The sequence below is a fragment of the Pseudomonas sp. ML96 genome, from assembly GCF_000761545.1.
Classification (GTDB): domain Bacteria; phylum Pseudomonadota; class Gammaproteobacteria; order Pseudomonadales; family Pseudomonadaceae; genus Aquipseudomonas.
In genome coordinates, this window is the sequence record NZ_JPMY01000002.1 from 265,909 (window position 1) to 289,363 (window position 23,455).

Sequence of the window (23,455 nt, forward strand, 5' to 3'; positions counted from 1 at the left end):
CAAGCAAGGCTAGACGCGGCCTTCAGGAGCGAAATTAGACTTTAGTCTGATAGGCTTGAAATTCCGGGGGAAATCGGCACTGCAGCCGCTGCCGGCGAAAGGTCTAGCGCCAGCTTGCGCCGATTCGTGACGCAACGCCGAGTAAATATGCGGTAAAGCCCCCGTTCACGAGGCAGCCATGGGTGCCTTTTGTCTACGGCCCGTAGCTATAATCCGGGAATCTATCGAAGAAGGGACTCCACCGTGCGCCGGCTCTGGATCGCCACAGGACTCATCGTCAGCCTGTTCATGGCTCTGGCGGTCTCGGCTGCACCGCAGGAAACCACCGACGAGAGCTGGTCCATCCTGCTGGACAAGTCGGCGCAGCTGACCTTCAACGACGTGCAGGCGCAGAACTCGCGCTTCCAGCCCCTCGACCGCCTCGCCTTCACCCTTCCCGCTTCGCCCCAGGCCATCTGGCTGAAAGTCGATACCCGCGCGCTCTCCTCGCCACACTGGCTGTGGCTGTTCGCCCCGCGCGTGCAGTACTTGGACTTCTACCTGGTCAAGAATGGAGTGCTCGAACAGCAGCAGCGCACCGGCGAAGCGCTGACCCTGAGCTCGCGTCCGCTGCCGTCGCGGGCCTATCTGTTCAACCTGCCCAACGACAACCAGCCGCGCACCGCCTACCTGCGCATGACCTCCAACCACGCGCTGATGATGTGGTTCAAGGTGATGGGCGAATCGGAACTGGTGGCCCAGGAAAAGCCCGCCTACCTATTCGGCGCCCTGCTCGGCGGCCTGCTTCTGCTGGCCCTGTTCAACCTGCTGCGCACCGCCTACTCGCCCGCCACCAGCAACCTGTGGCTGGCCGGCATGCACCTGTCCCTGGCCCTGTGCGCCACGGCCAACATCGGCCTGCTCGCCCTGCTGCTGCCGGAGCAGAACTACAACCAGTCGCTGGTCGCCGATCTCTCGGCCTTCGGCGCCGCCTTGTGCCTGCTCGGCTACACCCGTTCCTTCTTCAACGGCACCGCCGCCGAACGCAGTCCGCTGCGCCACATCCTGCATGCCGAGTTCGCCCTGATCGCCGCAGCGGCGGCGATGATCGCCTTCACCGGCCTGTTCTGGCAGAGCTGGCTGGTGTACGGCCTGATGGTGCTGGCCATCGTCACCGTGCCAGCCGTCGCCTTCGTTCACTGGCGCGCCGGCTACCAACCGGCACGCCTGATCTTCGCCGGCCTGGCGGTGTTCTGCCTGGGCTTCGCCATCCTCGGCCCGGTGCTGTTCGGCTTCGACCAGCTCAACCCCGGCTGGCTGGTGCTCAGCCTGTTCAGCGTGGCCATGGTTTCCGGCCTGATCCTCAGCATCGCCCTGGCCGAGCGCCAGCGACAGATCCAGGACGAGACCCTGTCGCAACGCACCAGCGAGGCAGCCACCAGCGCCGAGCTGAAGACCAAGGCCGAGTTCCTGGCCAAGATCAGCCACGAGATCCGCACGCCCATGAACGGCGTGCTGGGCATGACCGAGCTGCTGCTCGGCACGCCGCTGTCGGCCAAGCAGCGCGACTACGTGCAGACCATCCACAGCTCGGGCAACGAGCTGCTGACCCTGATCAACGAGATTCTCGACATCTCCAAGCTGGAGTCGGGGCAGATCGAGCTGGACGACGTGCAGTTCGACCTCAACGCGCTGATCGACGACTGCCTGGATATCTTCCGCGCCAAGGCCGAGCAGCAGCAGGTCGAGCTGATCAGCTTCACCCAGCCGCAGGTACCGCGAGTGATCAGCGGCGACCCGACGCGCCTGCGGCAGATTCTCATGAGCCTGCTGGACAACGCCTTCCGCCAGACCGACGAGGGCGAAATCCTCCTGGTCGCGGCGCTGGACACCGAAGGCAAGGAGCCGCGCCTGCGCATCGCCGTGCAGGACAGTGGCCGGCCGCTGGAAGCCAGCGAGCGCGATGCCCTGCTCAACACCCAGTTGCACAGCAGCGACTTCCTCAGCGCCAGCAAGCTCGGCGGGCGCCTGGGCCTGATCATCGCGCGCCAGCTGGTGTGCCTGATGGAAGGCGAGTTCGGCGTGCAGAGCGGTAGCAGTTCCGGCAGCACCCTGTGGCTGACCCTGCCGCTCGACCCGCAACGCCTGGAGCAGCCCACCGCCGACCTCGACGGCCCGCTGCAGGGCGCACGCCTGCTGGTGGTGGACGACAACGAGACCTGCCGCAAGGTACTGCAGCAGCAATGCACCGCCTGGGGCCTGCAGGTCAGCGTGGTGCCCTCCGGCAAGGAGGCCCTGGCCCTGCTGCGCACCAAGGCGCATCTGCGCGAGTTCTTCGACGCGGTCCTGCTGGACCAGGAAATGCCCGGCATGACCGGCATGCAACTGGCCGCCAAGATCAAGGAAGACCCCAACCTCAACCACGACATCCTGCTGATCATGCTCACCGGCATCAGCAACGCGCCGAGCAAGATCATCGCGCGCAATGCCGGGATCAAGCGCATCCTGGCCAAGCCGGTGGCCGGCTACACGCTGAAGACCACCCTGGCCGACGAGCTGGCCCAGCGTCAGGCCGGCGTGCCACAGCTACCCCACGTCGACACCAGCAGCCTGCAGGTGCCAGAAGACTTCCGCATCCTGGTGGCCGAGGACAACAGCATCTCGACCAAGGTCATCCGCGGCATGCTCAACAAGCTCAACCTGCGCCCGGACACCGCCAGCAACGGCGAGGAAGCCCTGCGCGCAATGCAGGAACAGCAGTACGACCTGGTACTGATGGACTGCGAGATGCCGGTGCTCGATGGCTTCTCCGCCACCGAACGCCTGCGCGAGTGGGAACAGCGCGAGAGCCGCAGCCGCACGCCGGTGGTGGCGCTGACCGCGCACATCCTCGCCGAACACAAGGAGCGCGCGCGCCAGGTCGGCATGGACGGGCACATGTCCAAGCCGGTGGAGATGTCGCAGCTGCGCGAGCTGATCGCCCACTGGGTGTCCGAGCGCGAACGCCGCCAGCGCGACGCCCTGCCCTCCTGATACGGTGGCGGTGGCTGGCCATCGCCTTCTATGCTGTGCCCGTCTGCCCCTGAAGAGCCCTGTCCATGCTGTCGCTGCTGTTCACCGTCTACCTGAAGATGCTGGTCCTCTACAGCCCGTTCTTCGTGCTGTCGTGCTTTATCGGCCTGACGCCGGGCTACAGCGTCAAGGAACGCAAGAAGCTGGCCTGGAAGGTGGCCCTCGGCACCCTGATCGCCAGCGTGCTGCTGTACCTGTTCGGCAAGGCCATCTTCGAGATCTTCGGCATCACCGCCGACGCCTTCCGCATCGGCGCTGGCTCGGTGCTGTTCATCTCGGCGCTGGGCATGGCCCAGGGCAAGTCGGCGGTACAGGCGGACAACGTGCAGCAGGACGTCACCATCGTGCCGCTGACCATCCCGCTCACCGTCGGCCCCGGCACCATCGGTGCGCTGCTGGTGATGGGCATCAGCCAGCCGGAATGGGATGACAAGGTGGCGGCCATCCTTGCCATCGCCATCGCCAGCGCCACGGTCGGCATCGTGCTCTACCTATCCGACAAGGTCGAACGCCTGCTCGGCCAGCAGGGCCTGCAGATCCTCAGCCGCCTGATGGGCCTGTTCGTCTGCGCCCTGGCCGCGCAGATCATCTTCACCGGGGTCAAGGGCTACCTCGCGTCCTGATGCACCAGCGCCGGGCGCACGGCCCCCAAACGGGGCGAGCGCCCGCGCATAATCACCTGCAAGAACTCGATAACTTCATACACATCAGCCAGTTAGGTATCTGGCACAGCTTTCGCTTTATGGACATCAACTTGGATACAAGAAGGAATCTAGGAAGATGTCCCATCGCGGATTCGGCTGGACCCTGAGCGAATGGCAGAGCGCCTATCGCACCGACAACCTGCAACCCGAGGTGCTCGCCGAGCTCCTCGCTGAACTGAGCGCCGATGATCCGGCCTGGATCAGCCTGGCCACGCCGGCCCAGCTGCAGGGCCAGCTCGAGCAGCTGGCCGAGCGCCTGGCCGCCTCCGCAGGTGACCTGAGCAAGCTGCCGCTGTATGGCGTGCCCTTCGCCATCAAGGACAACATCGACGCCGCCGGCTGGACCACCACCGCCGCCTGCCCCGAGTTCGCCTACACGGCCGAGAGCGACGCCACGGTGGTCGCCCGCCTGCGCGCCGCAGGCGCCATCCTGATCGGCAAGACCAACCTCGACCAGTTCGCCACCGGCCTGGTCGGCACCCGCTCGCCCTACGGCGCGGTACCCAACAGCTTCGATCCAGCCTACGTCAGTGGCGGCTCCAGCTCCGGCTCGGCCAGCGTGGTCGCGCGTGGCCTGACGGTGTTCGCCCTGGGCACCGACACCGCCGGCTCCGGCCGCGTGCCGGCCGGCTTCAACAATATCGTCGGTCTCAAGCCGACCAAGGGCTGGCTGTCCACCACCGGCCTGGTGCCGGCCTGCCGCACCCTGGACTGCATCTCGGTGTTCGCCCTGACCGTGGCCGATGCCCAGGCCGTGGCCAACATCGCCGGCGGCTATGACGCCAGCGATGCCTACAGCCGCAAGAATCCGCTCAGCGCCAAGGTCGGCATGCCGGCCAAGCCGCGCCTGGCCGTGCCGGCCAGCCTCGAGTTCTTCGGTGACGCCGGCAACCAGCAGGTGTTCGAGCAGGCGCTGGGCAAGCTGCGCGAGCTGGGCGCCGAACTGGTGGAGATCGACTTCACGCCCTTCCAGCACCTGGCCGAACAGCTCTACTACGGCTCCTGGGTCGCCGAGCGCACGGTGGCGGTGGAAGACGTCGAGTCGGCGCACATCAACCCGGTGGTGCGCGGCATCGTCGAGAACGGCTACAAGTACAGCGCCTGCGACGCCTACAAGGCCGAGTACATCCGCGCCGAGCTGAGCCGCACGATCAACGACGCCCTGGCCGGCTTCGACGCCCTGGTGGTGCCAACCTCGCCGACCATTCGTACCCTGGCTGAAATGGAAGCTGAGCCGGTGCTGTTCAACAGCCAGTTCGGCACCTACACCAACTTCACCAATCTCGCCGACCTCTCTGCCCTGGCCCTGCCCGCCGGCCTGCGCGGCGACGGCCTGCCGGCCGGCATCACTCTGATCGCCCCGGCCTGGCACGACCAGGCCCTGGCTGCCTTCGGCCGGCGCTGGCAGGAGTTCCTCGCCCTGCCACTGGGCGCCACCGGCCGTGCGCTGCCGCCCCAGGCCGCGCCAGCCCAGGCGCCAGGCTGCATCCGCGTGGCGGTGGTCGGCGCGCACCTCACCGGCATGCCGCTGAACTTCCAGCTGGCCACTCGCGACGCGGTGCTGGTCGAGCAGACCACCAGCTCGGCCAACTACCGGCTCTACGCCCTGCCCGGCACCGTGCCGCCCAAACCTGGCCTGGCGCGGGTTGCCGAGGATGGTGCAGAAATCATCGTCGAGCTGTGGGACGTGCCGCAGGCGCGCTTCGGCGAGTTCGTCGCCGAGATCCCGCCGCCGCTGGGCATCGGCAATCTGCAGCTGGCCGACGGCCGCTGGGTCAAGGGCTTCATCTGCGAGCCCTACGCGCTCGACGGTGCCCGCGACATCACCAGCTTCGGCGGCTGGCGCGCCTTCATCGCCAGTCAGCAAGGCTGAGCCGATGCCACCACGCGTCGCACCGCCCAGCCTGGCCGATGGCATCCACCGGCAGCTCAAGGAGGACATCTTCGAATTCCGCCTGCTGCCGGGTGACCGCTTTTCCGAGGGCGAGGTGGCCGAGCGCATGGCGGTCAGCCGCACGCCGGTGCGCCAGGCGCTGTATCGCCTGCAGCGTGAAGGGCACGTGCAGGTGCACTTCCGCAGCGGCTGGCAGGTCTGCCCGCTGGACCTGGAACAGTTCGAGGAACTCTATGACCTGCGCATCCTGCTCGAACTGGAGGCGGTACGCCGTCTGTGCCAACGCCCCGAAGTCGAGCCAAACCCCGCACTGCAGCAGCTCGAGCGCACCTGGATGGTGCAACCCGAGCAACGCCTGGCGGATGGCAGGGCAGTTTCCCTGCTCGACGAACAGTTTCACTGCCTGCTGGTCGAGGCCGGCGGCAATCGCGAGATGGCCCGCGTGCACCAGGAGGTCACCGAGAAGATCCGCATTCTAAGGCGCCTGGACTTCACCCAGACGCCACGGATTACCGCCACCTACGACGAACATGGACGGATTCTTGGCGCAATTCTCACGCGCCACAGCGAAGAGGCACAGCTATTGCTCAAGGCTCATATCGAGGAGAGCAAGGCGGAAGTGCGCAAGATCACCCTGCACATGTTGCACAGCGCTCGACAGAAGGCGCAGGCGACGCAGGGCTGAGGCAACGGCCTTGGTTCTACTGCCAGAACGGATAACTACAAACAGCAGTTCAACACTCGTTTAGTGAATGGAGATCGCACTATGCAACGTCGCAGCCTGATCAAGGCCTTCACCCTTTCCGCATCCATCGCCGCCATGGGCATGACCTGGACCGTGCAAGCCGCCGAGACCATCAAGGTCGGCATCCTGCACTCGCTGTCCGGCACCATGGCGATCTCCGAGACCTCGCTGAAAGACATGGCGCTGATGACCATCGACGAGATCAACGCCAAGGGCGGTGTGAATGGCAAGAAGCTCGAGCCGGTGGTGGTCGACCCGGCCTCCAATTGGCCGCTGTTCGCCGAGAAGGCGCGCCAGCTGCTGACCCAGGACAAGGTCGACGTGGTGTTCGGCTGCTGGACCTCGGTGTCGCGCAAATCCGTGCTGCCGGTGTTCGAGGAGCTCAACGGCCTGCTGTTCTACCCGGTGCAGTACGAAGGCGAAGAGATGTCGCCGAACGTGTTCTACACCGGCGCCGCGCCAAACCAGCAGGCCATCCCGGCCGTGGAATACCTGATGAGCGAAGACGGCGGCGGCGCCAAGCGCTACTTCCTGCTGGGCACCGACTACGTCTACCCGCGCACCACCAACAAGATCCTGCGCAGCTTCCTGCACAGCAAAGGCGTGGCCGACAAGGACATCGAAGAGGTCTACACCCCCTTCGGTCATAGCGACTATCAAACCATCGTCGCCAACATCAAGAAGTTCTCCGCCGGCGGCAAGACTGCGGTGATCTCCACCGTCAACGGCGACTCCAACGTGCCGTTCTACAAGGAACTGGCCAACCAGGGCATCGAAGCTACCGACATCCCGGTAGTGGCCTTCTCGGTCGGCGAGGAAGAACTGCGCGGCATCGACACCAAGCCGCTGGTAGGCCAGCTGGCCGCCTGGAACTACTTCCAGTCGGTAGACAACCCGGTCAACACCGCCTTCGTCGACAAGTGGAAGGCCTACGCCAAGGCCAAGAACCTGCCGAACTACCAGACCGCAGTGACCAACGACCCGATGGAAGCCACCTACGTCGGCATCAACATGTGGGCCCAGGCCGTCGAGAAAGCCGGCACCACCGACGTCGACAAGGTCCGCGAAGCCCTGGCCGGCCAGACCTTCGCCGCGCCGAGCGGCTACACCCTGACCATGGACAAGACCAACCACCACCTGCACAAGCCGGTGATGATCGGCGAAGTCCAGGAAGACGGTCAGTTCTCCATCGTCTGGCAGACCGAAGGCCCTCTGCGCGCCCAACCGTGGAGCCCCTTCATCCCCGGCAACGACAAGAAGCCGGACTACGCGGTGAAGAGCAACTGACAGGCCTGAGGCGCACCGAGACCGCTTTCCGGCGCGCCTGAGCAGCCTGCCCCGCCATCGTTCGATGACGGGGACGGAGGGGCGGATTCGTCCGTCCCTCCACCCTTACCCATCCCACGGGAAGGTTTCGTCCTGCGCACACCAAGGACCCTGGAATGCCCACTGCCCTGATTCCCTTTCTGCTGTCACTGGCACTGCTGATCGTGCCGCTGACTACCCAGGCGGGCGACGCCAATGATTTCGTCGCCGCCAATCCGGCCAAGCAGGCCAAGCTCCTCGAGAGCTGGGCCGCCCACCCCGATGCCGCTCGCCAGCCGCTGCTCGATGCCCTGCAACAGGGCCGCGTCGGCGTCGATGCGAGCAAGGCCGCCTTCTATGAAGTCGACGGCAGCTGGCAGGCCGCCGAAGCCGCCGCTACTGCCGAAGGCACGCCGAAGAAGCTGCGCCTGAACAACCGCCTGCGCGGCCTGCTGGCCAACGTGCAGGCCAGCCAGCAACTGCTCGCCGCAGAGCCGGCCACGCGCCTGGCCGCCGCCCAGCAGCTGCAGAAGAGCGCCAAGCCGGCGCAGCTGGAACTGCTCAACGCCCGCGTCGCTGGCGAACAGGATGACGGCGTACGCACCGCCCTGGCGCTGGCCCTGGCCAACCTGCAACTGGTCGATCCCGATCCGGCCGTACGCCTGAGCGCCGTGCGCCTGCTCGGCGAGAGTGGCGACCCGCTGGCCCGTACCCGCCTGGAAGGCCTGCTGGCCGAAGGCGTGGAAGCCGACGCTGCGGTACGCACCGCCGCCGAGACCAGCCTGGCCCAGGTCAAGCGCCGCCTGCTGGTCGGCGAGCTGCTCGGCCAGGCCTTTAGCGGCTTGAGCCTCGGAAGCATCCTGCTGCTCGCCGCCCTCGGCCTGGCCATCACCTTCGGCCTGCTCGGGGTGATCAATATGGCCCACGGCGAGATGCTGATGCTCGGCGCCTACACCACCTACATGGTGCAGATCGCCTTCCAGAAATTCGCCCCCGGCTACCTCGCCCTCTACCCGCTGGCCGCCCTGCCAGTGGCCTTCTTCGTCACCGCCGCCATCGGCATGGCGCTGGAGCGCACGGTGATCCGCCATCTGTACGGCCGCCCGCTGGAAACCCTGCTGGCCACCTGGGGCATCAGCCTGATGCTGATCCAGGCCGTGCGGGTGATCTTCGGCGCGCAGAACGTCGAAGTCGCCAACCCCGGCTGGCTGTCCGGCGGCGTGCAGGTGCTGCCGAACCTGGTACTGCCCTACAGCCGTATGGTGATCATCGGCTTCGCCCTGTTCGTGGTGGCGCTGACCTGGCTGCTGCTGAACAAGACCCGCCTCGGCCTCAACGTCCGCGCCGTCACCCAGAACCGCAACATGGCCGCCTGCTGCGGCGTACCGACCGGCCGGGTGGACATGATGGCCTTTGGTCTCGGCTCCGGTATTGCCGGCCTTGGCGGCGTGGCGCTGTCGCAGATCGGCAACGTCGGCCCGGACCTGGGCCAGAGCTACATCATCGATTCCTTCCTGGTGGTGGTGCTCGGCGGCGTCGGCCAACTGGCCGGTAGCGTGCTGGCCGCCTTCGGACTCGGCATCGCCAACAAGCTGCTGGAGCCGCAGATCGGCGCCGTGCTCGGCAAGATCCTGATCCTCGCGTTGATCATTCTGTTTATCCAGAAACGTCCGCAAGGCCTCTTCGCACTGAAAGGACGGGTGATCGACTGATGACCATGCCACTCAATCCCATGTCTGTTAACAAGAGCCTGCTGGCCCGCGCCGGTAATGCCCTGGGGCCAAAGGCCTCGCTGGCCGTACTCGGCCTGATCCTGCTCGCCCTGCTGGCCATGCCGCTGCTGCACCTGCTGCCGGCGGACCATGCCCTGCACGTCTCCGCCTATGGCCTGACCCTGGTCGGCAAGATCCTCTGCTATGCCATCGTCGCCCTGGCGCTGGATCTGGTCTGGGGCTACGCCGGCCTGCTGTCGCTCGGCCACGGCCTGTTCTTCGCCCTCGGCGGCTACGCCATGGGCATGTACCTGATGCGCCAGTCGGCCGGTGACGGCCTGCCCGCCTTCATGAGCTTCCTCGCCTGGAGCGAGTTGCCCTGGTACTGGTACGGCACCAGCAACTTCCTCTGGGCCCTGTGCCTGGTGGTGCTGGCGCCCGGTTTGCTGGCCCTGGTGTTCGGCTTCTTCGCTTTCCGTTCGCGGATCAAGGGCGTGTACTTCTCGATCATGACCCAGGCGCTGACCTTCGCCGGCATGCTGCTGTTCTTCCGCAACGAGACCGGCTTCGGCGGCAACAACGGCTTCACCAACTTCCGCACGATTCTCGGCTTCGACATCACAGCACCGGACACCCGCGCCTTCCTGTTCTTCTGCACCGTGCTGCTGCTGGTCAGCAGCCTGGCGCTGGGCTTCGCCCTGGCACGCAGCAAGTTCGGCCGGGTACTCACCGCCCTGCGCGACGCGGAGAACCGCCTGATGTTCTGCGGCTACGACCCGCGCGGCTACAAGCTGTTTATCTGGGTGCTCTCGGCCGTTCTGTGCGGCCTGGCCGGCGCGCTGTACGTGCCGCAGGTGGGCATCATCAACCCCAGCGAGATGTCGCCGACCAACTCCATCGAAGCCGCCATCTGGGTCGCCCTCGGCGGCCGCGGCACGCTGATCGGCCCGCTGCTTGGCGCCGGCCTGGTCAACGGCATGAAGAGCTGGTTCACCGTGGCCTTCCCCGAATACTGGCTGTTCGCCCTGGGCGCACTGTTCATCGTCATCACCCTGTTCCTGCCGAAAGGCGTGATCGGCCTGATCAAGAAGGAGAAGGACCAATGAGAGCCACGCCCATGCCTGAATTCATGCTCGAACCCGCCTTCGACCCGGCCGGCAGTGGCCGCGACGCGGTTGGCCTCGGCAGCGCCGCGGCCAAGGGCCTGGATGTGCGCCACGGCACCATCCTCACCCTGGAAGGCATCAACGTCAGCTTCGACGGCTTCCGCGCCATCACCGACCTCAACCTGTACATCGGCGTCGGCGAACTGCGCTGCATCATCGGCCCCAACGGCGCCGGCAAGACCACCATGATGGACGTGATCACCGGCAAGACCCGTCCGGACAACGGCCACGCCTACTTCGGCGAGACGCTCGACCTGACCCAGATGAGCGAGGTGCAGATCGCCCAGGCCGGCATCGGTCGCAAGTTCCAGAAGCCCACGGTGTTCGAGGCGCTGTCCGTGTTCGAGAACCTGGAGCTGGCGCTGAAGACCGACAAGTCGGTGTGGGCCAGCCTGCGCGCCAAGCTCTCCGGCGCGCAGAAAGACCGTATCGAGGAAGTGCTCAGCACCATCCGCCTGGACGGCTCACGCCATCGTCCGGCCGGGCTGCTGTCGCACGGCCAGAAGCAGTTCCTCGAGATCGGCATGCTGCTGGTCCAGGACCCGCAACTGCTGCTGCTCGACGAGCCGGTGGCGGGCATGACCGACGCCGAGACCGAGTTCACCGCCGAGCTGTTCAAGAGCCTCGCTGGCAAGCACTCGCTGATGGTGGTGGAACACGACATGGGCTTCGTCGGCAGCATCGCCGACCACGTCACCGTGCTGCACCAGGGCAGCGTGCTGGCCGAAGGCTCATTGGAAGACGTGCAGGCCAACGAACGCGTTATCGAAGTCTATCTGGGGCGCTGAACCATGCTGCAAGTCGACAAACTCCACCAGTACTACGGCGGCAGCCACATCCTGCGCGGCCTGAGCTTCGAGGCGAAGATCGGCGAAGTCACCTGCCTGCTCGGGCGTAACGGCGTGGGCAAGACCACCTTGCTGAAATGCCTGATGGGCCTGATCCCGGCCAAGGAAGGCAGCATCAACTGGGAAGGCCAGACCATCAACGGCCACAAGCCGCACCAGCGCGTACACGCCGGCATCGCCTACGTGCCGCAGGGTCGCGAAATCTTCCCGCGCCTGACCGTGGAAGAGAACCTGCTGATGGGCCTGTCCCGATTCGGCGCCAGCGAAGCCAAGACCGTCCCCGAGTTCATCTACGAGTTGTTCCCGGTGCTGCGCGAGATGAAGCAGCGCCGCGGCGGTGACCTCTCTGGCGGCCAGCAGCAACAACTGGCCATCGGCCGCGCGCTGGCCAGCAAGCCGCGCCTGCTGATCCTCGACGAGCCCACCGAAGGCATCCAGCCCTCGGTGATCAAGGAGATCGGCGTGGTCATCCGCAAACTCGCCGAGCGCGGCGACATGGCCATCCTGCTGGTCGAGCAGTTCTACGACTTCGCCGCCGAGCTGGCCGACCAGTACCTGGTGATGAGCCGTGGCGAGATCGTCCAGCAGGGCCGTGGCGAGACCATGGAGGCCGACGGCGTACGCGGTCTGGTGGCGATCTAGACCAAGGTCGCCCCACGCGCGGGTAGGCATAGTCCGACCACGCCCTTACCATTGCGCGCTCAGGCGCCGGCCATGCCGCGCGCGCCCATTCCAGACGGGTTCGTCGCCTGCGACGCCCGCTTCCTGCGCCCCATGCGCAGTGCCATGACCATCAGGGGATCGACTCATGAGCAATGTGGTTTTCATCACCGGCGCTACCTCCGGCTTCGGCCGCGCTACCGCCCGCCGTTTCGCCGAGGCCGGCTGGTCGCTGGTGCTCTCCGGCCGCCGCCTCGAGCGCCTGCAAGAGCTGCAGGCCGAACTGGGCGCCAAGGTGCCGGTGCATATCGCCACCCTCGACGTGCGTGATGCCGCTGCCGTGCAGCAGGTGGTCGCCGAGCTGCCGCAGGCCTTCCGCCGTGTCACCGTGCTGGTCAACAACGCCGGCCTGGCGCTGGCGCCCGAGCCGGCGCAGAAGGTGGCGCTGGAGGACTGGCACACCATGATCGACACCAACATCACCGGCCTGGTCAATGTCACCCACGCGCTGCTGCCGACCCTGGTGGAGATCGGCAAGGGCACCAGCATCATCAACATCGGCTCGGTGGCCGGCGAATGGCCCTACCCGGGCGGCCACGTGTATGGCGCGAGCAAGGCCTTCGTCAAACAGTTCAGCTTCAACCTGCGCTGCGACCTGGTGTCCACCGGCGTACGCGTCACCGACATCGCCCCGGGCATGGCCGAGACCGAGTTCACCCTGGTGCGTACCAAGGGCAACCAGGCCGCCTCCGACGCGATGTACGCGACCACCACGCCGCTGAGCGCCGAGGACATCGCCGAGCAGATCTTCTACGTCGCCACCCTGCCGGCGCACATCAACATCAACCGCCTGGAGATCATGCCGTCGCGTCAGGCCTGGTCTTCCTTCGCCGTCGACCGCGACAACTGATAGACGACGGCCTCAGCCTGTTTAATCGTCGACCAGGAAATTGCCGATGGCGGCAGGCGCTTCGCCTTCCAGGCTGAGCACTTCCGCCTCGTCCTTCAGGCTGACGCCCGACAGCTTGCGCCGCCCGGCCTCGCGCATCAGGTACAGCAGCTTGTGCGCGGCCAGGCCATAGCTGAGGCCTTCTAGGCGCACGTTGGAAATGCAGTTGCGGAAGGCATCGGTCAGGCCGACCTTCGGCGCATAGGTGAAGTACAGGCCGAGGCTGTCCGGCGAGCTCAGCCCCGGACGCTCGCCGATCAGGATCACCACCATCTTCGCGCCGAGCAGCTCGGCCACCTCATCGGCCACCGCCACCCGCCCCTGGCGCACCAGACAGATCGGCGCCAGGGTCCAGCCATCCTCGCTGGCCTGCTGCTGCCAGCGGTCGAGGAAGGCCAGACTGTGGCGCTGCACGGCCAGGGCCGAGAGGCCGTCGGCGATCACCACCGCCAGGTCGTAGCCACCCGGATGGGCGTGAGGATAATCGCGCAGGGTCTGCACCGAGGCGGCGTCCAGGCGCCGGCCGAGATCGGGGCGTTGCAGGTAGGTATGCCGGTCCGCCGCCGCGCTGTGCAGCTGCAGCACCTGGTGGCCGCGCTCGGTGAGACCTGTGGCCAACTCGTCGGCATCCAGCGGCAGATGCACGGCATCGCGCGCCTGGGCGTGGGCGAACTGGAAGTCCAGCTGCGCACCGGTGGGCAGGCTGGTGCCGGCGCGACCGAGGGCGATGCGCGCCGGAGTCAGGCGGCGTAGCGCGGCCCAGGGATTGCTGGCGGGGGTGTCGTCGAAATCGCTCATGCGGACCTGCGAGGAAAACTAGGCGAGCTGCGCCAGGGCATTGCGGAAAGCCGGCGGCACCGGGTCGCCGAGACGCAGGCGGCCGCCCTGCTGGTGCAGGATGTTCATGCGCTCCAGCCACGCCTCGAACTCCGGCGCCGGGCGCAGGCCGAGCAGCTGGCGGGCGTACAGCGCGTCGTGGAACGAGGTGGTCTGGTAGTTGAGCATCACGTCGTCGGAGCCGGGGATGCCCATGATGAAGTTGATGCCGGCCGCACCGAGCAGGGTCAGCAGGGTGTCCATGTCGTCCTGGTCGGCTTCGGCGTGGTTGGTGTAGCAGATGTCGCAGCCCATCGGCACGCCGAGCAGCTTGCCGCAGAAGTGGTCTTCCAGGCCGGCGCGGATGATCTGCTTGCCGTTGTACAGATATTCGGGACCGATGAAGCCGACCACGGTGTTCACCAGGAACGGCTTGTAGTGGCGCGCCACCGCGTAGGCGCGCACCTCGCAGGTCTGCTGGTCGACGCCATGGTGGGCGTTGGCCGACAGCGCGCTGCCCTGGCCGGTCTCGAAGTACATCAGGTTGTCACCCAGCGTCCCACGCTTCTGCGACAGCCCCGCCTCGTAGCCCTCCTGCAGCACCTGCAGGGTGATGCCGAAGCCGGCATTGGCCGCCTCGGTGCCGGCGATGGACTGGAACACCAGGTCCACCGGCGCGCCGCGCTCGATGGCGGCGATGGAGCTGGTGACGTGGGTCAGCACGCAGGCCTGGGTGGGGATCTCGTAGCGCTGGATGATCGCGTCGAGCATCTTCAGCAGATCGGTCAGCGCGCCCAGGCTGTCAGTGGCCGGGTTGATGCCGAACATGGCGTCGCCGTTACCGTACAGCAGGCCGTCGAGAATGCTGGCGGCGATGCCGGATGGATCGTCGGTCGGGTGATTGGGCTGCAGGCGCGTCGACATGCGTCCGCGCAGGCCCATGGTGTTGCGAAAACGAGTGACCACGCGAATCTTCTGCGCCACCAGGATCAGGTCCTGCACGCGCATGATCTTCGACACCGCCGCCACCATCTCCGGCGTCAGCCCCGGCGCCAGGGCGCGCAGGCTGGCCTCGTCGGCGCGTTCGCCGAGCAGCCAGTCGCGGAAGCCGCCGACTGTGAGGTGGGCGACCGGGGCGAAGGCCGCCGCGTCATGAGTGTCGATGATCAGCCGGGTGATCTCGTCGTCTTCGTAGGGAATCAGTGCCTCGCTCAGGAAGTGCTTGAGCGGGATATTGGCCAACGCCATCTGTGCGGCGACGCGCTCGGCATCGCTGCTGGCGGCCACGCCGGCCAGGTAGTCACCGGAGCGCGCCGGGCTGGCCTTGGCCATGACCTCGCGCAGGCTGTCGAAGCGCCAGGTGTGATGGCCGACGGTATGGGCGAATGTGGCCATGAAGTACTCCTGAAACAAGCGCCCGCCGTTGCCGGCGGGCGTGGATCTATTACGGTTGCAGCAGAGCGTCGGCCGGCACGGCGTCGCGCTGGGCGCCGGTCAGCATGAAGTACACCATACCGATGCTCATCAGGCCGAGGAACAGCAGGGCGATGGTGCCGTTGAACCAGATCATCGCGGCCAGGCACACCAGGGCCAGGGCCAGGGCGATGCCCGGTACCACCGGGTAACCCGGCGCCTTGAAGGTACGTTCCAGGTGCGGCTCGCTCTTACGCAGCTTGAACAGGCTGAGCATGCTCATGATGTACATGACGATGGCGCCGAACACGCTCATGGTGATCATCGCCGCGGTCAGGCTCATGCCCTGCAGGGCGATCAGGCCGTCGCTGTAGATCGCCGCGATACCGACCAGGCCACCGGCAATGATGGCGCGGTGCGGAGTGTGGAAGCGCGACAGCTTGGCCAGGGCCGGCGGCAGGTAGCCTGCGCGAGCCAAGGCGAAGAACTGGCGGGAGTAGCCGAGAATGATGCCGTGGAAGCTGGCGACCAGGCCGAACAGGCCAATCCACACCAGCATGTGCAGCCAGCCGGAGTTCTCGCCGACCACGGTTTTCATCGCCTGCGGCAGCGGGTCGTTGATGCCGGACAGGGCCTTCCAGTCGCCCACGCCACCGGCCATCACCATCACGCCCAGCGCCAGGAACACCAGGGTCAGGATGCCGGCGATATAGGCACGCGGGATGGTGCGTTTCGGGTCCTTGGCTTCTTCGGCGGCCATGGCCGCGCCCTCGATGGCGAGGAAGAACCAGATGGCGAACGGAATTGCGGCGAATATGCCGGCGATGGCAGGCATGCCGAACACGTCGCTACCGGCCCAGCCGTTGAGCACGAAGTTGCTGAAGCTGAAGCCCGGTGCGACCACACCCATGAACACCAGCAGCTCGGCGACCGCCAGCACGGTGACCACCAGTTCGAAGGTGGCGGCGATGCTGACGCCGAGGATGTTGAGGGTCATGAAGATGATGTAGGCACCGACCGCCGCCAGTTTCGGGTCGAGCCCGGGGAACTGCACGTTGAGGTAGGCGCCGATGGCCATGGCGATGGCCGGCGGAGCGAAGACGAATTCGATCAGGGTGGCCATGCCGGCGATCATCCCGCCGGTGGGGCCGAAGGCACGGCGGCTGTAGGCGAAGGGCCCACCGGCGTGCGGTATTGCAGTAGTCAGCTCGGTGAAGCTGAAGATGAAGCAGCTGTACATCGCCGCCACCATCAGCGTGGTGACCAGGAAGCCCAGCGTCCCCGCCGCGCCCCAGCCATAACTCCAGCCAAAATATTCCCCGGAAATCACCAGACCCACGGCGATGCCCCACAGGTGCAGGGTGCCGAGCGTCGGTTTCAGTTTCGTTGTTGTCATTGCCAATTCCTCGATGTGAGAGCCACGTCAGACGTCGATCGCTTGGCGAGGATATCCAGCCAACCCCGGCCGAGACTTGACCTTGCAAAGTCCGCGCGCAGCTGCAGAGTCAAGTCGCCACAAGGCCTGCAGAGCGCTCTGCGGCGGGCTTTTGCGCCACATGAGTGCATTTCGTCGAGCGCCCGCCCCAAGGCAATGCACAACCATTCTGATCAGGCGATCAACTTGCTCATCTAGAGCCTTCGCCGAGGGGGCATGAGTATTGCTAAACGTTACCCATCTCTCTGATGCGCGCCGCCCATGTCGCTGAACATCCCCCATCCGCTGGCCATGACCGACGCCCCGAGCAATCTCGGCGTGCTGTCGGCCGCCGCCAGCGGACTGGATCGCTTCATCGGGCTGCAAGGTGGCGACGCCGAACGGGTCTTCGGCGTGGCCGGCATCGACCCCGACCTGCTGCTGCACCCGACCCTGAGCCTGAGCCTGAGCAACTACTGCAAGGTGCTGGAGGAAGCCGCCACGCAATCGGGCTGCGACAACTTCGGCCTGCGCTACGGCCAGCAGTTCCAGCCGCGCGCCCTCGGCCTGCTCGGCTATGTCGGGCTGTGTTCGGACAGCCTGGAGCAGGCCCTGCAGAACTTCGCCCGCGCCTTCCCCTATCACCAGCACGACACGCTGATCCGCCTGGTGGATATCGGCGAGTGCTACCGCTTCGACTATCAGGTGCGCCACCCGGCGATCCTCGACAAGCGCCAGGACGCCGAGCTGACCATGGGCATGGCGCTGAACCTGGTGCGCCATGTACTGGGCCCGACCTGGGCACCGCGCGCGGTGCTGTTCGAGCACGGCAAGCCGGAAGGCTGGCGCGAGCACCAGGCGGTGTTCGATGCGCCGATACTGTTCGGCCAGCCGTGCAACGCCCTGCTGATTCCCAAGCGCGACATCGTCGGCCGGCTGATGCCCGAGCGCGACCCGGTGCTGCTGATGCTGGTGCAGGACGCCATCGCCCGCCTCGGCGGCCAGCAGCACCAGCAGTGCCTGGTCGACCAGGCCCGCGGCCTGGTGCGCGACGCCCTGCCCCTGGGCGAGCCGGCGCTGGAGCAGATCGCCGCGCACCTCGGCCTGACCCCGGCAGCATTCCAGCGCCGCCTGCGTGAACAGAACCTGTGTTTTTCTGCACTGATCGACCAGGTGCGCCGCGAACTGGCCCTGCACTACCTGCGCCGGCGCCTGCCGGTCAGCGAACTGGCGCCGCTGCTCGGCTATTCCGAGACCAGCGCCTTCTCCCGCGCCTTCCGCCGCTGGTTCGATACCAGCCCGAGGCAATGGCTACAGATGAGTACGGCCTGAACCCATGCTCGCACGCTACACTGGCGCCCCATGCGCCCCCGCCGGAATTCTTGGATGACTGCCGCTCAACCCGCGATATTCACTCCCGCCTGGCACGCCGAACTGCAACTGGCCTACGCCCGCCAGCAGGACTGGACACGCCCGGTGCTGCGCCGCCACCTGGGGCCGCTGCGAGTGCAGAAGCACCTGCACGCCGAGGGCCCGCAGGTCTGCCAGCACATCATCGTGCACCCGCCGGCCGGCATCGCCGGCGGCGATACCCTGGACATCAGTGTCGACGTCGGCGAACAGGCCTGGGCCCAGCTGACCAGCCCCGGCGCAGCCAAGTGGTACCGCGCCGCCAGCAGTGCCAAACAGACCCTGGCGCTGCAGGTGCAGCCCGGCGCGACCCTGGAATGGCTGCCACAGGAAACCATCGTCTACTCCGGCGCCCGCGCCGAGCTGAGCACCAGCATCGACCTGCACGGCGACGCACGCCTGTTCTACTGGGACATCGTCGCCCTCGGCCGCCCCGCCGCAGGCGAACGCTTCGCCGAAGGCCATTTCCAGGCGCGCCTGGATATCCGCCGCGACGGCCGCCCGCTGTGGCACGAACGCCAGCGCATCGGCGGCGGCGACGGCCTGCTCGACTCGCCCATCGGCCTGGCCGGCCAGCCGGTGTTCGCCACCCTGCTGATCAGCGGCGAGATCGATGCCGAACTGCTGGAACGCTGCCGCGAATTGCCCTCGACGGTACGCGGCGATCTGACTCAACTGCCGGGCCTGGTCGTGGCCCGCTGCCTGGCCGGCGAGGCGCTGCACGCCCGCGCCTGGCTGATCGAACTCTGGCGCCTGTTGCGCCCTGCCCTGCTCGGCCGCGAGGCCGTGCCCCCGAGAATCTGGAGTACCTGAGATGGATTTGTCGCCTCGCGAGAAGGACAAACTGCTGATCTTCACCGCCGGCCTGGTCGCCGAGCGCCGCCTGGCCCGTGGGGTCAAGCTCAACTACCCGGAAGCCATGGCGCTGATCTCCGCCGCCTTGCTCGAAGGCGCGCGCGACGGCCAGACCGTGGCCGAGCTGATGCATTTCGGCACCACCCTGCTGAGCCGCGAACAGGTGATGGAAGGCGTGCCGGAGATGATCCCGGAGATCCAGATCGAAGCCACCTTCCCCGACGGCACCAAGCTTGTAACCGTCCACCAACCGATTGCCTGAGGAAATCGTCCAATGTCTACTGCGCTTGCCCATGCTGCGTTGCAAGCCGGCTCGGATTGCTCATTGACAGACGTCAACTGCGCATCCTCGCCGACTTGCGCCTTGCCTGAGCTGCGCTCGCTACGACCTTGAACGACTTCCTGGAGACTGAAGAAGAATGATCATTCGCGACGCAGCCGAGGCTGACCTGCCCGCCCTGCGCGACATCTTCAACGACGCGGTGCTCAACACCACTGCGATCTGGATGGACAACGTGGTCGACCTGGCCAACCGCCAGGCCTGGTTCGCCGCCCGCGCCCAACAGGGCTACCCGATCCTGGTAGCCGAGAACGCCGCCGGTGAGGTGGTCGGCTACGCCTCATTCGGCGACTGGCGACCCTTCGACGGCTTCTGCAACACCGTCGAACACTCGGTCTACGTACGCGCCGACCAGCGCGGCAATGGCCTCGGCCCACAGCTGATGGCGGCGCTGATCGAACGCGCCAAGGCCTGCAGTAAGCACGTGATGGTCGCCGCCATCGAGAGTGGCAACGCCGCATCGATCCGCCTGCACGAACGCCTCGGCTTCGTCACCACCGGGCAGATGCCGCAGGTGGGCCGCAAGTTCGGCCGTTGGCTGGACCTGACCTTCATGCAACTGATCCTCACCCCGGAGCGCAGCGCACCATGATCCCCGGCGAATACCAGATTCAGGATGGCGAGATCGAACTCAATGTCGGCCGCCGCACCCTCAGCGTGACCGTGGCCAACAGCGGCGACCGGCCGATCCAGGTCGGCTCGCACTTCCACTTCTTCGAGACCAACGACGCGCTGAGCTTCGACCGTGCGGCCACGCGGGGTATGCGCCTGAATATTCCGGCTGGCACCGCGGTGCGCTTCGAGCCGGGCCAGTCGCGCGAGGTCGAGCTGGTCGAGCTGGCCGGTGGGCGCAGCGTCTACGGCTTCGCCGGGCGGGTGATGGGCAAGCTTTGATAGCGCCGCAGCGCGTCGCCAACTGCATTCCCACGCCGAGCCTGGGAACGATCAACGAATACAGGAAGTGCCGATGAAGATTTCCCGCCAAGCCTACGCCGACATGTTCGGCCCCACCGTCGGCGACAAGGTGCGCCTGGCCGATACCAACCTGTGGGTCGAGGTGGAGAAGGACTTCACCACCTACGGCGACGAAGTGAAGTTCGGCGGCGGCAAGGTGATCCGTGACGGCATGGGCCAGAGCCAGCTGTGTGCCGCAGACGTGGTCGATACGGTGATCACCAACGCGCTGATCATCGACCACTGGGGCATCGTCAAGGCCGACGTCGGCCTCAAGGGCGGGCGCATCGCCGCCATCGGCAAAGCCGGCAACCCGGACATCCAGCCCGACGTGACCATCGCCATCGGCGGCGCCACCGAAGTGATCGCCGGCGAGGGCATGATCCTCACCGCCGGCGGCATCGACACCCACATCCACTTCATCTGCCCGCAGCAGATCGAAGAAGCCCTGATGAGCGGCACCACCACCATGATCGGCGGCGGCACAGGCCCGGCCACCGGTACCTTCGCCACCACCGTCACCCCGGGGCCGTGGCACATGGCGATGATGCTCAAGGCCGCCGACGCCTTCCCGATGAACATCGGCTTCACCGGCAAGGGCAACGTCTCGCTGCCCGAGCCGCTGATCGAGCAGGTCAAGGCCGGCGCCATCGGCCTGAAGCTGCATGAGGACTGGGGCACCACGCCGGCGGCCATCGACAACTGCCTGAGCGTGGCCGACCAGTACGACATCCAGGTGGCGATCCACACCGACACCCTCAACGAATCTGGCTTCGTCGAAACCACCCTCGGTGCGTTCAAGAACCGCACCATCCACACCTACCACACCGAGGGTGCCGGTGGCGGCCACGCGCCGGACATCATCAAGGCCTGCGGCTTCCCCAACGTGCTGCCCAGCTCGACCAACCCGACCCGGCCGTTCACCCGCAACACCATCGACGAACACCTGGACATGCTGATGGTCTGCCACCACCTCGACCCGAGCATCGCCGAGGACGTGGCCTTCGCCGAATCACGCATCCGCCGCGAAACCATCGCCGCCGAAGACATCCTGCACGACCTCGGTGCCTTCTCCATGATCAGCTCCGACAGCCAGGCCATGGGCCGCGTCGGCGAGGTGATCACCCGCTGCTGGCAAACCGCCGACAAGATGAAGCAGCAGCGCGGCGCCCTGCCGGGCGACGGTCCGGGCAACGACAACTTCCGCGTGAAGCGCTACATCGCCAAGTACACCATCAACCCGGCGATCACCCACGGCATCAGCCACGAAGTCGGTTCCATCGAAGTGGGCAAGTTCGCCGACCTGGTGCTGTGGCGCCCGGCGTTCTTCGGCGTGAAACCGACGCTGATCCTCAAGGGTGGCGCCATCGCCGCCAGCCTGATGGGCGACGCCAACGCCTCGATCCCAACCCCGCAACCGGTGCACTACCGCCCGATGTTCGGCAGCTACGCCGGCATGCTCCACGCCACCAGCCTGACCTTCATCAGCCAGGCGGCCATGGAAGCGGGTGTGCCGCAGCAGCTCGGTTTGCAGAAGCAGATCGGCGTGGTCAAAGGTTGCCGCGAAGTGACCAAGGCAGACCTGATCCACAACGACTACCTGCCGGACATCGAAGTCGACCCGCAGAACTACCAGGTCAAGGCCGACGGCCAGTTGCTCTGGTGCGAACCGGCCGAGGTGTTGCCAATGGCGCAACGCTACTTCCTGTTCTGAGCACTCGGCGCTTGCCGCCAGGGCGTGTGTACGGTTGACTGCCGGCATTCAGTATTGGAAGTCGAGCATGTCCAACGCCCTGCGCGAGCAACTCCGGCAGCACCTGCTGCCCTGGCTGGAAACCCGCGGCTTCGTTGCCGACCAGCCGCAGAACGCCCTGTTCTGGACCTATCGGCGCGAGGTCGGCGAGCAGCTGCAGATTCTCGAAGTGCAGTGGGACAAGTACCGCCGCCCGCGTTTCATCCTCAACTACGGCACCTGCCCACGGCAGGGCCTGGTCATCGACGGGCGCAACATTTCCGGCCACGAGATGGCCGCCGGCTGGACCGAGGACGCGGGGCGCGCACATGCCGGCACCTCGGCCGAGGAGCACTGGTTCCGCCAGGACCGGCCCTGGTGGCGACGCCTGTTCGGTGGCGCGCCGCTGGTCGATGCACAGCCGATCCTGCATGGTCTGCAGATCTGCCTGCACGAGCTGGACATCTACTGGGCCAGCGGCCTGCTCGGCCCACACATGTGGCCGCTGGCGCGCCCGGAACGCGCCGCTCTCAAGACTCCCGCGGGCGACGCTGACTCCAGGCCAACGCCGCACCGCTAAGGATGATCACCGCCATGCCGAGCATCGCCCCGGCATCCGGCAGGTGGTCGAAGGCCAGGGCGCCGATCAGCGCGGCGGTGAGAATCTGGATATAGGTGAACGGCGCCAGGCTGGCCGCACTGGCGAAGCGCAGGGCGTGGGTCAGCAGCATATGCCCGCTCATGGCCAGGGCGCCGAGTGCCGCCATCAGCAGCAGGTCGTGCAGCTGCGGAAGCTGCCAGGTCCAGGGCAACAGCAGCCCGGAGACCAGGGTGCCGATCAGCGCGGTGAGGTAATTGCTGGTGGCTGGATCGTCGGTGGCGCTGAGGCGCCGGGTCAGCAGCTGATAGAGGCCAAAGCAGCAGGCGGCGGCCAGCGGCAACAGGATAGCCGGGGTGAACAGCGCACCACCTGGCCGCACGATCAGCAGTACGCCGAGCATGCTGCCGCCGATCGACAGCCATACGCCGCGCCCCACCGACTCCTTCAGCCACAGCACCGACAGCACAACGACCACCAACGGCGCGAGGAAGATCACCGCCGTCGCCTCGCCCAGCGGGATATAGCGCAAGCCACCGTAGAACAGCAGGGTCACACCCACCAGGCTCAGGCCGCGGGCCAGCTGCAGCAGCGGCCGCTGCGTGCGTACCAGGCGCCAGCCCATGCGCGGGGCGAACAGCGCGGTCATCATCAGGTTCTGCGCCAGGTAGCGGAACCACACCACCAGCAACAGCGGATAGGCGCTGGTCAGGGTCTTGGCCAGGGCGTCCTGGGTGGACAGCAGCAGGCCGGCGGCGAGGATCAGCAGAATGCCCAGACCGGGGCGCGAGTGCGGAGGCAATTTCACAACAACCTAATAATGAGCCGACTAACAATTCTGCCAAAGCCCGTCCCTGGCAGCCAGCGCCGGCCGTCTCGCCAACGAGCA

The 23,455-nt window shown here is 66.5% G+C and carries 21 protein-coding genes; 17 read left to right on the forward strand and 4 right to left on the reverse strand.

Annotated features, from left to right (window positions below; all coding sequences use genetic code 11):
* Window positions 1-288 precede the first annotated feature (288 nt).
* From IP89_RS01440 to IP89_RS01485, 10 genes are all read left to right on the forward strand, one after another.
* Window positions 289-3,012, forward strand: a complete 2,724-nt coding sequence (locus tag IP89_RS01440) for a hybrid sensor histidine kinase/response regulator (RefSeq protein ID WP_156114963.1) — start codon at window positions 289-291, stop codon at window positions 3,010-3,012.
* A gap of 68 nt (window positions 3,013-3,080) precedes the next feature.
* The gene (locus IP89_RS01445) at window positions 3,081-3,674 is read left to right on the forward strand and encodes a MarC family protein (RefSeq protein ID WP_371261927.1); all 594 of its coding nucleotides are present in this window, start codon (window positions 3,081-3,083) and stop codon (window positions 3,672-3,674) included.
* A gap of 157 nt (window positions 3,675-3,831) precedes the next feature.
* Entirely contained in the window at window positions 3,832-5,628 is a 1,797-nt protein-coding gene (gene atzF / locus IP89_RS01450) for an allophanate hydrolase (RefSeq protein ID WP_043307111.1), read from the forward strand.
* 4 nt (window positions 5,629-5,632) lie between these two features.
* Complete coding sequence (locus IP89_RS01455) at window positions 5,633-6,334, forward strand: GntR family transcriptional regulator (protein ID WP_043307112.1); 702 nt, start codon at window positions 5,633-5,635, stop codon at window positions 6,332-6,334.
* 81 nt (window positions 6,335-6,415) lie between these two features.
* Entirely contained in the window at window positions 6,416-7,681 is a 1,266-nt protein-coding gene (urtA, locus tag IP89_RS01460) for an urea ABC transporter substrate-binding protein (protein WP_043307113.1), read from the forward strand.
* A 155-nt stretch (window positions 7,682-7,836) separates the two neighbouring features.
* Window positions 7,837-9,411 carry an urea ABC transporter permease subunit UrtB gene (gene urtB / locus IP89_RS01465; protein ID WP_043307114.1) on the forward strand — a complete coding sequence of 525 codons (1,575 nt, stop codon included), beginning with the start codon at window positions 7,837-7,839 and terminating at the stop codon, window positions 9,409-9,411.
* A complete protein-coding gene (gene urtC / locus IP89_RS01470) occupies window positions 9,411-10,517 on the forward strand; it encodes an urea ABC transporter permease subunit UrtC (protein ID WP_043307115.1) in 1,107 nt (368 codons plus the stop codon). The genes urtB and urtC overlap by 1 nt, the downstream gene beginning before the upstream one ends.
* Window positions 10,514-11,365 (forward strand): urea ABC transporter ATP-binding protein UrtD, encoded by an 852-nt coding sequence (urtD, locus tag IP89_RS01475; protein ID WP_043307116.1) that lies wholly within the window; start codon window positions 10,514-10,516, stop codon window positions 11,363-11,365. The genes urtC and urtD overlap by 4 nt, the downstream gene beginning before the upstream one ends.
* 3 nt (window positions 11,366-11,368) lie before the next feature.
* Window positions 11,369-12,067 (forward strand): urea ABC transporter ATP-binding subunit UrtE, encoded by a 699-nt coding sequence (gene urtE, locus IP89_RS01480; protein ID WP_043307117.1) that lies wholly within the window; start codon window positions 11,369-11,371, stop codon window positions 12,065-12,067.
* A 166-nt stretch (window positions 12,068-12,233) separates the two neighbouring features.
* Window positions 12,234-12,995 (forward strand): SDR family NAD(P)-dependent oxidoreductase, encoded by a 762-nt coding sequence (locus tag IP89_RS01485; protein ID WP_043307118.1) that lies wholly within the window; start codon window positions 12,234-12,236, stop codon window positions 12,993-12,995.
* 21 nt (window positions 12,996-13,016) lie between these two features.
* Here IP89_RS01485 and eutC read toward each other — a convergent pair whose 3' ends face one another.
* Genes eutC through eat form a run of 3 tightly spaced genes read right to left on the reverse strand, consistent with a single transcriptional unit; the run spans window position 13,017 to window position 16,659 of the window.
* The gene (eutC, locus tag IP89_RS01490; RefSeq protein ID WP_043307119.1) at window positions 13,017-13,832 is read right to left on the reverse strand and encodes an ethanolamine ammonia-lyase subunit EutC; all 816 of its coding nucleotides are present in this window, start codon (window positions 13,830-13,832) and stop codon (window positions 13,017-13,019) included.
* Between the two features lie 18 nt (window positions 13,833-13,850).
* A complete protein-coding gene (locus IP89_RS01495) occupies window positions 13,851-15,245 on the reverse strand; it encodes an ethanolamine ammonia-lyase subunit EutB (RefSeq protein ID WP_043307120.1) in 1,395 nt (464 codons plus the stop codon).
* 49 nt (window positions 15,246-15,294) lie between these two features.
* Window positions 15,295-16,659 (reverse strand): ethanolamine permease, encoded by a 1,365-nt coding sequence (eat, locus tag IP89_RS01500; protein WP_043307121.1) that lies wholly within the window; start codon window positions 16,657-16,659, stop codon window positions 15,295-15,297.
* Between the two features lie 300 nt (window positions 16,660-16,959).
* On the opposite strand from eat, the gene IP89_RS01505 reads away from it, so the two are divergent.
* The 7 genes from IP89_RS01505 to IP89_RS01535 all read left to right on the forward strand — a co-directional run bounded on the left by IP89_RS01505 (window position 16,960) and on the right by IP89_RS01535 (window position 22,548).
* Window positions 16,960-18,009 (forward strand): AraC family transcriptional regulator, encoded by a 1,050-nt coding sequence (locus IP89_RS01505; protein WP_043307122.1) that lies wholly within the window; start codon window positions 16,960-16,962, stop codon window positions 18,007-18,009.
* Between the two features lie 54 nt (window positions 18,010-18,063).
* Window positions 18,064-18,900 (forward strand): urease accessory protein UreD, encoded by an 837-nt coding sequence (locus IP89_RS01510; RefSeq protein WP_043307123.1) that lies wholly within the window; start codon window positions 18,064-18,066, stop codon window positions 18,898-18,900.
* Between the two features lies 1 nt (window position 18,901).
* Window positions 18,902-19,204 (forward strand): urease subunit gamma, encoded by a 303-nt coding sequence (gene ureA / locus IP89_RS01515; RefSeq protein WP_043307124.1) that lies wholly within the window; start codon window positions 18,902-18,904, stop codon window positions 19,202-19,204.
* 157 nt (window positions 19,205-19,361) lie between these two features.
* Entirely contained in the window at window positions 19,362-19,874 is a 513-nt protein-coding gene (locus IP89_RS01520) for a GNAT family N-acetyltransferase (protein WP_043307125.1), read from the forward strand.
* Entirely contained in the window at window positions 19,871-20,176 is a 306-nt protein-coding gene (locus tag IP89_RS01525) for an urease subunit beta (RefSeq protein WP_043307126.1), read from the forward strand. Before IP89_RS01520 ends, IP89_RS01525 begins: the two co-directional genes overlap by 4 nt.
* A 73-nt stretch (window positions 20,177-20,249) precedes the next feature.
* Window positions 20,250-21,950, forward strand: coding sequence for an urease subunit alpha (gene ureC / locus IP89_RS01530; protein WP_043307127.1), 1,701 nt, complete (start codon window positions 20,250-20,252; stop codon window positions 21,948-21,950).
* 67 nt (window positions 21,951-22,017) lie between these two features.
* The gene (locus tag IP89_RS01535; protein WP_043307129.1) at window positions 22,018-22,548 is read left to right on the forward strand and encodes a hypothetical protein; all 531 of its coding nucleotides are present in this window, start codon (window positions 22,018-22,020) and stop codon (window positions 22,546-22,548) included.
* Here IP89_RS01535 and IP89_RS01540 read toward each other — a convergent pair.
* Window positions 22,499-23,368, reverse strand: coding sequence for a DMT family transporter (locus IP89_RS01540; RefSeq protein WP_043307130.1), 870 nt, complete (start codon window positions 23,366-23,368; stop codon window positions 22,499-22,501). The genes IP89_RS01535 and IP89_RS01540 overlap by 50 nt on opposite strands.
* Window positions 23,369-23,455: the final 87 nt, after the last annotated feature.